Genomic DNA, 12,809 nt, shown 5'->3' with positions numbered 1-12,809 from the left:
AGGGAGATTGATAACAAATGAAATGGAGTATTCCGGAAAAAGTCATTGCAAGAGGGCGTCAATATTTGCAAGAAGACCGTGTGTTATCGGTTGTCCCAGATCCAGAAGAATATGTGTGGCATGCAGAGGTTTTAGGTAGTGAGCTGTATTTAGTCGATTTAGATGGCACGGCAAAAGAAATCGACTACTGTCAATGCCCTTACTGGGAAGAGCATCATTATTGCAAGCACACTGTTGCAGTAGAGTTGTATTTACGATCAAAACAACTGTCTCGCATCATGCAGAAAGATCAAAAAATGATCGAACCGACGAAGAAAACGAGTGAAGGAGAATTATTGACAAAAGGATTTGCCCGACTAAAAGGGAAAAGTTCTACGAAAGCTTTGCAACCTTTAGTGATCGATTATCATGTCGAGCAGATCGAAACCAATCAATACCATCCAGAACTTTCGATTTTAGCGGTGTATCTACGTATCGGCTTTTTAGAAACGCCGAAGAAAACATATATCGTAAAAAATATTTATGAGTTTCTACAGGCTTATGCAGAAGGGGATACCTATACCGTCAATAAGCAATACCAATTTCGTTTAGAACGTCGCGTCTTCCAACAAGAAGATCAACGACTAATGGATCTACTGGCGGGGATTGCCCAAACGCAAACATTATTAGGGGCAAATGGAGTCTTGGTAAAAGGAAAATTGGACAAACGTTACTTGCTTTTGCCAATCGATCAATCGAAATCTTTGTTAGAGCGAATGAATCAATCCACACGGTTGCAATTACAGATCAATGATCAAAATTACCATGGCATCCAATTTTCTGAAGAGACTAAACCGCTAAGTTTTCAAGTCAAAAAAATTGACACGCAGTATCAATTGACTGCTGTGAGTGATTTTGATTTGTTCTTGTCTCACTATCAGTGGGGAATCAGGCAAGGGACCTTTTACCATTTGACGAAACAACAACAGGCAGTCTACTTAACTTGGAAACAGCTGATGAAACGATTTGAAGAGCCAGAAGTTGCCTTTCGAAAAAAAGAACTGTCTTCTTTATTCAAAGAAATTTTACCGCTGTTAAATCAAATAGGGACAGTTGACATCGCAGAAGAAGTGACAGCCGAAATCGCTGATATCCCTGTGGAGTTTGTCTTTGTTTTCAAAAAAATGAAAGGAAAGATCCAAGCAAGAATCGACTTTGTATATGGTGACGTTGTGTTTTCGACGGATGAACGCCATGAAACACACGCTAAGCAAACCACCGAGATATTAAGAGACACAGCGCAAGAACAGCGCGTCCTTGATTTGTTCCGCATGTATCGTTATCGGAAAAATCAAACCGGGTATGAACGTCCATTACCCGAAGGCGAAGCATTGTATTTGTTTTTCCGAACAGAACTAGCTGTTTTTCGTCAATTTGGCGAAGTGCGTATAGGTAAAAAATTACGCGAATTATATCTAGATGCGCAAAAACATCAACCACAGATCGAAGTAGAAGAAACAGGCTCCTGGCTAGATATCCGCTTTGATGTGACGGGTATCAATGAGCATGAAATCGACAGTGTCTTGCAGAGCTTGCTACGAAATGATGCGTTTTACACGTTAGAAAGTGGGCAAGTGCTATCGTTTGATTCAGAAGAGTTCCAACAAACGAGCAAAATATTGCAACAGTTTAGAGAAACGATCCGTTCAGAAGATGGCATCATCCAAGTACCTAAAAATCAAGGATTGCTGATCAAAGAACAATTTTCTGGGAGTAATGCCAGCTTTGGTGACTCTTTCCAACAAATGACCCGTGACTTGATCGATCCTACGAATTACGAAGCCGCTTTGCCGAAAAATTTGCAAGCAGAGCTTAGAGATTATCAAAAACAAGGGTTTCAATGGTTGAAAATGTTAGGGCATTATCAATTTGGTGGTATTTTAGCCGATGAAATGGGTCTAGGGAAAACTTTACAGACAATTGCTTTTCTACTTTCAGAGAAGGAAGAAAAAGGTTCACTGGCTGCTTTGATCGTCGCACCGGCGAGTTTAATCTATAACTGGCAAGCGGAAGTGAAGAAGTTTGCTCCGACCTTGAGTGTCCAAGTGATCAATGGGAATAAGAAAGAACGAGAAGCTTTGTTAGCTGAAAAAGTAGATATTCGTGTGACTTCTTATGCGAGCTTACGCCAAGATCTTGCTGAATATCAAGCATCGACCATCAATTATTTAGTGTTGGATGAAGCGCAGATGGTGAAAAACAGCAGTACAAAGACTGCCCAAGCTTTAAGAGAATTGCATATCCCTCAGCGATTTGCTTTGAGCGGTACACCGATTGAAAATAGTCTTGAAGAGTTATGGTCGTTATTTGCTACGATCATGCCAGGATTCTTTCCGAATCGGACACGATTTAGAGAGTTGACGACAGATGAAATCGCACAAATGATCCGTCCATTTGTTTTAAGAAGAGATAAACAAACCGTTCTCAAAGATTTGCCAGAAAAAACAGAGATGAATCTTTATTCTGCATTAACAGAAGAACAAAAAACAGTGTATCTTGCGTATTTAAGACAAATGCGTGAAGAAGTATCAGCGATGGATTCAGAGTCATTCAAAAAGAATCGGATCGGTATTTTAGCAGGATTGACACGGTTACGTCAAATTTGTTGTGACCCTCGTTTATTTGTCGAAGACTACCAAGGGGGATCAGGTAAGTTAGAACAAGTGAAAGATTTGTTATTAGCGGCAAAAGAAAATAACCGTCGTGTCCTTTTGTTCTCACAATTTACAGGGATGCTGACGATACTGCAACAGGAATTAGCCGATTTAGGTTTGAGTACATTCTATTTACGAGGAAGTACAAAAGCACAAGACCGTTTAACGATGGTCGATGCTTTTAATGCAGGTGAAAAAGACGTCTTTCTGATTTCACTCAAAGCCGGAGGCACTGGATTGAATCTAACGGGAGCAGATACAGTCATCCTTTATGATCTATGGTGGAATCCAGCAATCGAAGAACAAGCTGCGGGAAGAGCGCATCGTATTGGGCAAAAAAATGTCGTTGAGGTCTGGCGAATGATTGCCGAAGGGACCATTGAGGAACGGATGGATTCTTTACAGCAAGAAAAACGGGAATTATTCCAAAAAGTGATCCAAGGAAATGAAGAACAATTGACGAAGCTGACAGAAGAGGATATCCGTTTGATTCTAAGTATTGGTGAAACGGACGAATAAAAGCCAAAGATAGTTATTGCTTAATTATTAGTATAGATTGTAAATAAACCAAGGGAGTTAGCTTCGCAAACCTGCGAAGCTTGCTCCCTTGGTTTTATGATTGTTTCAAGGGTTGAATCCTTTTGTGATCAGACAAGCTGAGCTTCGCCTAAAGCGACTTTGATAGCTGGTAGCAACTGATCGAACTCATTGATCTCGCTATCACACACTGGACATTCATTGATTGAACGTTTCCGGTGATTGAACCACAAGGTCTGCCAATTGGCACTCTTCGCGCCTAACACGTCGTTTTCGTAATTATCACCGACGTATAGTGTTTCATCTGGTGACATATTGAACGTTTTTTCCGCTAATTGGAAAATCTCTTTCTCTGGTTTTTGAAAGCCAGTTGCTTGTGAAACTAACATGCAATCAGCAGGAATCCAATTTGTTAATTGAAGTTGATTTAATTTTTTGGTTTGGTGGTCCGTTGGGCCGTTCGTGATGATCCCTAATGGAACATTATTTTCTTTAAGATAATCAAGTGTTTTTTTCACTTCAGGGTGAAGGCAGATATTCGCCAACTCCTCTTCGTACACTTCTTGGAAAAAGAGGCATTTGTCATCTGGGATAGGTGAATAACCTAAATCGATCAATGATTGGCTGATCCGGTGTGCACGCATATAATCAAGTGTCCATTCTCCAGCCATGACTTTCGGGAAATTCTCGTCACTATGATGACGGAAACGGATATATAAGTCATGCATATCTTCATCTGTTACTTGTGGTATTACGTTTTTGACTGAATTTTTAAATGGTTGTTGCTGATCATACATTGTATCGTCAACATCAAATACAACTGATTTAATCAAATTATTACACGCCTTTCAATATTCTATCTTTTCACAAATCCTCGCTTATTGTATCAAAAAAAAGGCGGTAAAAACGTTGAAATTTAAAGGTTTTTCTTACTATATTTCTAATTGCTTGACAGAGTAAGGTTTATCGTTTTTAGTTTTTTTAACTAAAAATAATTAATTTTATTATAAAGAAATCAACAAATCCATTTCGTCTTTATCAAATGGATTATAATTATAAAAATAAATAAAACAAAAGATAACTTGTTTTTTTAATACAGAAAAAATAAAATTAGTAAAATATAAAATAACGTTAACGCGTAAGATAACGAGTGATTTTTGACTTTTTGATCGAATGATTGTGTACATACGATTTTGTTGTAGCGTTAAAATAAGCTTTTTTTTAATTTCAATATTTTCTGAGTTTTTTAAATTGTTTGTTATTAAAATAAATAAAAAACATTTAATGTAGAAAAAACGTTCTCATTTTTTGAGATTTAAAAAAGATTGGTACAGATTTATATGCTGTTATATATATATTTAACATTGTGAAAGTATTTGAAAACTCTAATTTTTTAACTGCGAATAAAGGAGAAACCTTGGTTTAACTGTATATCTATCTTAGATAACTTTCATTTTTTTAAAAAATAATTTTAAAAAAAGCTAGCTATTTAAATGTTGATTAGGTATAATAGGGACAGATAGAGGAATTTCATGATCCTCTGTTACAAAAATGTGGCTATAATCACAAAAAGGAGTGATGCACGTTGTTAACACTATATACTTCCCCAAGTTGTACTTCCTGCAGAAAGGCTCGTGCGTGGTTGCAAGAGCATCAGATTCCATTTGTAGAGCGAAATATTTTTTCAGAACCACTTAATAGCTCTGAGTTAAAAGCGATCTTACAAATGACGGAAGACGGAACAGAAGAAATTATTTCTACACGTTCGAAAGTTTTTCAAAAATTAAACATGGATCTTGATGAGTTACCATTACAAGAACTTTTAGAACTTGTACAAAACAACCCAGGATTGTTACGTAGACCAATCATGATCGACAACAAACGTCTACAAGTTGGTTTTAATGAGGATGAAATTCGTCGTTTCTTACCACGAGATGTTCGTCAGTTAGAATTACGTCAAGCCCAGCTAATGGCTGGCTTATAGAAAACACAGATCAAGCTTAGGAAGATAAGAAGTCTTCCTAAGTTTTTTTTTATTAAAAATAGATTGTGTTTTTTGAGGACTTAATTATTTTTTCTTTACATTTATTCTTATTTCGCTACAATTAATCTATATGGATAGTTGGGAAAAAGTGAGGTGTAGCAAATGGAAATGGAACATATCAATGAGAATACGATTCGTGTGATGATCGGTCATGAGGACCTAGAAGAACGAGGTGTCTCATTTTTAGATTTATTAGGTAACCACAGAGAAATAGAAAACTTTTTTTATAGTATCTTAGAAGAAGTGGATATTGAAGAGGAGTTCCAAAGTAGCGAAGCTGTCACTTTCCAAGTTTTGCCAAAAGGAGATGGCCTAGAACTGTTTATCAGTAAGAATATGCCAGACGAAGAGCTGGGCCAAAACAATGAATCGACATTGAATAGCGCAGATGTTAGTGAGTTTCTTCAAGGGCAAATGCTTGCGAATGAAGAGGAAAGCGACTTAACAGAATCTACTACTGCAAGTGAGCAACGAGCAATCTTTGTGTTCAGTGACTTTGAACAAGTGATCCAGCTTGCGAATGACGTTCAGTTAGAATCAGCTTGGACAGATCTATACCAATTAGATGGACGCTATTATTTAGTCGTTCACTTCTGGATGGAGAATCTAAACCAAACGGACGTTGAAAATCAATTTGCACGTATTTTAGAATTCGCCGAAAAAAGTACACGAACCGCTGAAGCATTGAATGAATATGGGCAACAATTGATGGAACGAAATGCTTTGGAACGTGTGAAATTTTATTTTGAATAAAGCAAAGATAAGTTACCATAGCGACAGTTGGAACTGCTAGGTAGGCTTTATCGTGGAGACTGAGACAAAAACCATAAAGAGTCTCTGCTTGACCAAATAATTCGTTATCAATAATGACTGAAGTGTTTAATCGAAAAAGATCCGGAAGAAAAGTTGTTTCATTTTTCTTCCGGATTTTCTATGTTATAAAGGAGATCAAAGTAAATAGACACGTACCATTAACTATATACGACGCATGGGAATCTCGTTATTAGCAGGTTTTACGATTAAATATTGTACTACATCAATATTACTTGATTGAAACCCGGCTGCACTGGCTTGTAGATATAGATCCCACATCCGATAGAAAGTGTCTCCCTTCATAGAAATCACTTCTTTTTTGGCTTCATGGAAATTACTTATCCAATGTTCTAATGTCAATTGATAGTCTCTTCTCAAGCTTTCGAGATCAATAACATGAAGATTATTTGTAGTGATTGTATCAACCAATTCTACGACCCCAGGAACATATCCCCCTGGGAAGATGTATTTGTTCAACCAAGCATTCGTTGCTCCACCTTGTTGCCTGCTGATGCCATGGATAAGTGCTGTTCCCTTTTCTGCTAGTAATTGATCAATACTCATAAAGTATTCATTCAACCCGTCTTGACCAACATGTTCAATCATTCCGACACTTGTTATATGATCAAATTTTTTCCCTTTTAGTTCACGATAATCTGCTAAAATCACTTCACATTTATCTTCTAATTTTTCTTCTTTTATCCTTTGTTTAATATAGTGATATTGTTCGCTACTCAATGTAACCCCAGTTGATTTCACATGGTATTCCTTCGCTGCTTTAAGAATCAATGTTCCCCAACCACATCCTATATCAAGTAAGGTATCCCCTTTTTTTATAAATAATTTATCTAAGATACGTCCAATTTTATTTAATTGAGCAGTTTCTAGTGAGTCTTCAGGATTTTTGAAGTATGCACATGAATAAGTCAATGTGGGATCTAGCCATAAGCGATAAAAATCATTTCCTAAATCATAGTGATGTTCAACATCCTTTTTATTCTGTGTTTTGGTGTGTCTAGCTAATTTAGGTAGGAATTTCATATATTTACGTGATCGCAAGAAGCTATTTTGTTGAAGATAAGCATCAGCAATAATTTTTTGGATGTTCCCATTTATTTCAATTTTCTTATTCATGTATGCTTCTCCAAAAGTAATCGATGCATTGTTGATCACTTCTTTGATAGCTATTTCTTCATTAAAAGTAATTGATGCTGCTAAATCTGTCGTTGGTGATCCGTATCTCTCATTACTGCCATCCCAATAGGTTACTTCTATAGGGATTGAAAAAGATTCCGAAAATAATTTTCTATATATCTGTTTATCTAACATATAATTTTCTCCCTCGCTCTATTAATGTATACAACTAATTTTATTTAGAAGACTACTTTTTATAGTTTAGAGGGTAGAGTGGCTCTAAGGTCAAATGATTTTATGAACCATTTCTAAAATTGCTTACTAGTATGAGTATGATTTTAATGGCTTGCGTATTTACCCAGTGAAAGGGAGTGAGTAGATGCTGCTTGCAAAAGACAAAGAAGGTTCTGTTTTTTTAGCAACTGAGGCGAGAAAAGAGCGCAAGTACTATTGTCCAAGTTGTGGGAATCAAGTCTTTTTAAAAAGAGGAAAGAAAAGAATCGCCCATTTTTCTCATCATGATCCAACGAACTGCCAAGTGTTCAGTGAGGCAGAATCTGAAGAACATCTTTATCTGAAAAAACAATGTTTTGGCTGGTTAAAAAAAAGCTATCCAAGAGTAGAGATGGAAGGTTATTTATCACCATTGGCACAACGACCTGACATTATAGCTGGACATCATGTGTTTGAGATTCAATGTTCGCAACTATCCTATACTCGAATGATCGAACGGACAACCAACTATCAAGCAAATGGTTATATTGTCTGGTGGCTGTTAGGAATGAAGTTTTTCAAAAAGAAAGATCGGTTGATTCCAGAAAAAAAGTTCTGTTACTACGACCATTTACGAGGTCTTCATTTTTGGCAAATCGATTGGTCCACACAGATGATTTATTTATATAGTCAGATCATTACAGGTTTATCGGGAAAGATCAGATTTGAACAGTTTTCTTGGGCCTTTTTTGAGAAGGATCTATTAACGGTGTTAGAACGAGGAAGTGAATCCTTGCGAAAAGCAACAAACGCACATTCAGTGAAAACAAAAGACTGGTTAGCAAAACAAATTCTTCGCAAAAACAAAAGAGTATTAGCAGTGCAAGAACAGTGTTACCTAAGAAAGAAGCACCTGCTTTATCTTGAATCATGGATCTACAAAGAAAGTGACTTCTTTTTCTTTTTTACTGAACAAGTCTTCTTTTATCGGCTGTTGTTTTCACAGGTTATAAGTAAAAAGACTGATTTAACAACAAGTTATTTCAATACGTGGTATCAAAAAATCAAGGAGTATAAAAGCGAGTGGTTATTTCCTTTGATCGAGGAAGAAAACATTTATCGTTTATTTTATGAGGAATGTAAACGATTGGTAGAAAAATAGGAGAAGAATTCTCTATACAAAACATTAAGGAGTTATGATAAACTCAAGAGAGTAAATAAAAAAGTAACTGATATTTTCTAGGAAAATAAGTCTGGTTACAAAGATGATCAAAAGGAGTGGAACAGATGAGCGAAACAACAAAGTTACCAAAAAGAGAAGATTTGCCTGAGAAATTGACGTGGGATCTAACACCGATCTTCTCAAGTGATCAAGAATTTGATAAAAAATACCAAGAATTGACTGAAGAATTAAAAAATTCTGAGCATTACAAAGGTACATTGGGTAATGGCGCAACAGCATTTTTGGATGCGCTTGAATTTGTCTTAGCGATGTATCGTAAAGTTGAGCTTATTTATGTCTATTCCCATTTGAAAAATGACCAAGATACGACAAACACAACGTATCAAGCACTATACGCACGCGCAGGAAGCTTACTTTCAAAAGTCAGTGAAGCGATTGCTTGGTATGAGCCAGAAGTACTACAACTTTCTGACGAGCAAATTTGGCGCTATTTTGAAGAAGAGCCAAAATTAGAGGTTTATCGTCATTACGTCAAACAAATGGTCGATAACCGCAAACACGTCTTATCAGCGGACCAAGAAGCGTTACTTGCTGGAGCTGGAGAAATTTTTGGCGCCTCAAGTAGTACGTTTGCAGTATTGAATAATGCTGACTTAGAGTTCCCAACGATCACTGGTGAAAATGGTGAAAAAATCCAGCTATCACATGGTGTATATGGTCAACTATTAGAGAGTACCGATCGTGAAGTACGTGAAGCGGCATTTAAAGGTCTATACAGCGTATATGAGCAATTTAGAAATACCTTTGCTTCTACGCTTGGCACACATATCAAAGGGCATAATTTCAAAGCAAAAGCACGTAACTACACTTCTGCAAGAGAAGCATCATTGAGTAATAACCATATCCCTGAAAGTGTGTATGACACATTGGTGACTGTTGTAAACAAACATTTGCCACTATTGCATCGTTATATGGAATTACGTAAACGTTTATTGGACGTAGATACATTACACATGTACGATCTATATACCCCAGTATTAGGTGAAGCGCCAATCAAATTCACGTATGAAGAAGCAGTGGAAAAAGCGATTGAATCACTTGCACCAATGGGCGAAGAATATCTTGCGGTTGTCAAAGAAGCTTTTTCAAGCCGTTGGATCGATGTGGTTGAAAATAAAGGAAAACGCAGTGGCGCTTATTCTTCTGGCAGCTATGATACAAATCCATACATCTTGATGAACTGGCATGACACGTTGGATCAATTATTCACGTTGGTCCATGAGATGGGACATAGTGTTCACAGCTATTTCACACGTTCGAATCAACCTTTCGTCTACGGTGATTACTCAATCTTTTTAGCAGAGATTGCCTCAACTACAAATGAAAATATTTTGACTGAACATTTATTAGCAACCGAAGAAGATCCTCGTGTCCGCGCCTATGTGTTGAATCATTATTTAGATGGCTTCAAAGGCACGATTTTCCGTCAAACACAATTTGCTGAGTTTGAACATTTCATGCATCAAGAAGATGCAAAAGGAACACCTTTGACTAGTGAATATCTAAGTGAAAGCTATGGCGAATTAAATGCCAAATATTATGGTCCAGCTGTTGAGAAAGATCCGGAGATCAAATATGAGTGGGCACGTATCCCTCATTTTTACTATAATTATTATGTCTATCAATACTCAACTGGTTTCTCTGCGGCATCTGCTTTAGCGAAAAAAATCTGGGATAAAGAACCAGGTGCGTTAGATGCTTACCTAACTTATCTAAAATCAGGAAATAGCGATTATCCAGTAGAAGTAATGAAAAAAGCGGGTGTCGATATGACAGAAGCTGCTTACATTGAAGATGCGATGGCTATGTTTGAACAACGATTGAATGAATTAGAAGCATTAGTGGAAAAGCTATAAAAAGCTTGAGCTGAGGGATTTTGTTGATTTGATCATTAATCATTCTTTTTAATCTTAGCAAAAAACGGAAAAGTATGGAGTGAGGAACTCGCAGGCTTTTCCGTTTTTGCATCATTAAAAATAACATGAAAATCTAAAAATTAAGGTTTGGATTTTTAGTTTGTAGTATACTGACAAAGATAGTATAGTTTATGCGGTGGCTAGCCTTTAAGAAAGAGGTGATGCCTATGTTGATCTATGGCTTTCTCCTGGAAAGGAATAAGCATGTCTGTGTTTGAGGCATTGATGTTTGCATTATCATTTGCAACATTGGTTCTGATAATCAGCGACAAAGACAACAAAAAATAACCGCCACTTAAACTTTGGAAGGTTTAACGGTTATTTTTTGTAAATATCTAAACTAGCCATTGTTTTAAACGATGCTATCTGAAGGGGAGTTGTTGATGCAACTCCTCTTTTCAACGTCATGATACCATAGTTGCTACATAAAAGCGAGTTCACTTTCTTTTGTTCTGGTAGAAGAACAAAAAGAGGTAGAAATCGCAATACTAAAAATAACAAGAAAATTTAAAAATTAAGGTTTAGATTTTCAGTTTATAGTATCCTGACAAGGATCGTATAGTTTATGCGGTGGCTAGCCTTTAGAAAAGAGGTGATGCCTATGTTGATCTGTGGCTTTCTCCTAGAAAAGGAATAAGCATGTCTGTGTTTGAGGCATTGATATTTGCATTGGCATTTGCAACATTGGTTCTGATAATCAGCGACAAGATAACCAAACTAGTCACCAGTAAAACGGTGTTATCTGAAGAGAGAGTTGTTGGCGCAACGCTCTTTTTCAAGGCCATAATACCATAGCGAATACATAAAAGCGAAGACATTTTCTCCCGTCTCGTTGGTAATAAGAGGATTATAATTGTTTTCATTTGACTTGGAGTTGACTCAAGGGGCTATACTAGAAGCAATCAATCGAAGGAGTGGAAGCTATGAAAGCAACAGTATTTTTAGAGCCAGGGAAAATGGCCATTAAAGAAATTCCAAAGCCAGAGTTGCAACGAGAAAACGAAGCCATCATTCGTGTGGTACGAGCGAGTGTCTGTGGTTCTGATCTATGGTGGTATCGGGGAATCTCTAAAAAAGAAGCAGGTTCTTCAGCAGGTCATGAAGCGATCGGTGTTGTGGAAGAGGTAGCGAAAGATGTAACAAATGTTCAGCCAGGAGATTTTGTCATTGTGCCATTTACTCATGGCTGTGGGGAATGCGAGGCTTGTTTAGCTGGGTTTGATGGCGACTGTTTATCAGATACTTCGGGTTCAACAGGTTATCAGGCAGAATATATTCGTTATCGTAATGCGAACTGGGGATTGGTGAAGATCCCAGGAAAACCAGAAGATTATTCTGAAGACATGTTAAATTCGTTTGTTACGTTGGCGGATGTCATGGCGACTGGCTATCATGCAGCAGTGAGTGCTGAGGTGAAAGAAGGAGATACGGTCGTCGTGATCGGCGATGGTGCTGTAGGTTTATGTGGCGTGATTGGCGCAAAATTGTTAGGCGCATCAAGAATCATTGCGATGAGTCGACACGAAGACCGCCAAAAGCTAGCTTTGTCATTTGGGGCAACAGATATCATTGCGGCTCGCGGGGAAGAAGCAATCGCTGAAGTCATGAAAATGACAGGGGCTGGCGCAGATGCAGTGTTAGAATGCGTTGGCACGCAACAAGCGGTTGAAACGGCAGTAAAAGTTGGACGCCCTGGTGCGGTAGTTGGACGTGTAGGTGTTCCTCATGTGGATGAATTGGATACGAATGCTTTGTTCTATCGAAATATTGGCTTACGTGGAGGGATCACTGCGGTGACGACCCACGACCGAGCTTCACTATTAGAAGCAGTCTTATCAAATGAAATCGAACCAGGAAAAGTCTTTACGCAACAATTCGAGTTAGATCAAATCCAAGCTGCTTATGAAGCGATGGATGAACGAAAAGCAATCAAATCCTTGTTGGTCATCTCGTAATCCTTAAATTTGAACAGTTGAGGAGTTAAGGATCTTGTTGCTTAACACACTTCATCAGCCCTGAAATCGTTTGTCAAACGGTTTCAATCATGATAAACTGAAAGTATATTAGAGAAAAGGAGCGATGTGACATGTGGTTGTTTTATTTGGATCAAGTATTTTTAAACAATTAATTGAATCGTTTAAAAACAACTTGTAAATGACAATTCACGGGAACCTTGCTGTTTTTCTATGCTTATTTTAGTATGGACAAATTTCTTG

General features: G+C 37.4%; 8 protein-coding genes. 6 read left to right on the top strand and 2 right to left on the bottom strand.

Annotated elements, in window-relative coordinates:
• Nucleotides 1-17: 17 nt before the first annotated feature.
• On the top strand, nt 18-3,212 hold the full coding sequence (locus tag IGL24_RS13250; protein ID WP_207699922.1) for a DEAD/DEAH box helicase: 3,195 nt from the start codon (nt 18-20) through the stop codon (nt 3,210-3,212).
• 128 nt (nt 3,213-3,340) lie between these two features.
• Here the strand turns inward: IGL24_RS13250 and IGL24_RS13245 are convergent, their stop codons facing one another.
• Nucleotides 3,341-4,063, bottom strand: coding sequence for an HAD family hydrolase (locus tag IGL24_RS13245; protein ID WP_206854934.1), 723 nt, complete (start codon nt 4,061-4,063; stop codon nt 3,341-3,343).
• A gap of 752 nt (nt 4,064-4,815) precedes the next feature.
• On the opposite strand from IGL24_RS13245, the gene spxA reads away from it, so the two are divergent.
• Nucleotides 4,816-5,214, top strand: coding sequence for a transcriptional regulator SpxA (gene spxA / locus IGL24_RS13240; RefSeq protein ID WP_019723016.1), 399 nt, complete (start codon nt 4,816-4,818; stop codon nt 5,212-5,214).
• Between the two features lie 162 nt (nt 5,215-5,376).
• Nucleotides 5,377-6,027, top strand: a complete 651-nt coding sequence (locus tag IGL24_RS13235; protein ID WP_206854932.1) for an adaptor protein MecA — start codon at nt 5,377-5,379, stop codon at nt 6,025-6,027.
• A 222-nt stretch (nt 6,028-6,249) separates the two neighbouring features.
• Here the strand turns inward: IGL24_RS13235 and IGL24_RS13230 are convergent, their stop codons facing one another.
• On the bottom strand, nt 6,250-7,416 hold the full coding sequence (locus IGL24_RS13230) for an SAM-dependent methyltransferase (RefSeq protein WP_207699805.1): 1,167 nt from the start codon (nt 7,414-7,416) through the stop codon (nt 6,250-6,252).
• 184 nt (nt 7,417-7,600) lie between these two features.
• Between IGL24_RS13230 and IGL24_RS13225 the strand changes: the two genes are divergently transcribed.
• The 3 genes from IGL24_RS13225 to IGL24_RS13215 all read left to right on the top strand — a co-directional run bounded on the left by IGL24_RS13225 (nt 7,601) and on the right by IGL24_RS13215 (nt 12,548).
• Nucleotides 7,601-8,596, top strand: a complete 996-nt coding sequence (locus IGL24_RS13225) for a competence protein CoiA (protein ID WP_207115221.1) — start codon at nt 7,601-7,603, stop codon at nt 8,594-8,596.
• A 125-nt stretch (nt 8,597-8,721) separates the two neighbouring features.
• Entirely contained in the window at nt 8,722-10,533 is a 1,812-nt protein-coding gene (gene pepF, locus IGL24_RS13220; RefSeq protein WP_206854925.1) for an oligoendopeptidase F, read from the top strand.
• A 983-nt stretch (nt 10,534-11,516) separates the two neighbouring features.
• Nucleotides 11,517-12,548, top strand: coding sequence for a zinc-dependent alcohol dehydrogenase family protein (locus tag IGL24_RS13215; RefSeq protein WP_207699803.1), 1,032 nt, complete (start codon nt 11,517-11,519; stop codon nt 12,546-12,548).
• Nucleotides 12,549-12,809 lie beyond the last annotated feature (261 nt).

Source organism: Enterococcus sp. DIV2371 (assembly GCF_050498525.1).
GTDB lineage: Bacteria > Bacillota > Bacilli > Lactobacillales > Enterococcaceae > Enterococcus_B > Enterococcus_B mangumiae.
This window is presented reverse-complemented; position numbering and strand designations above follow the sequence as displayed.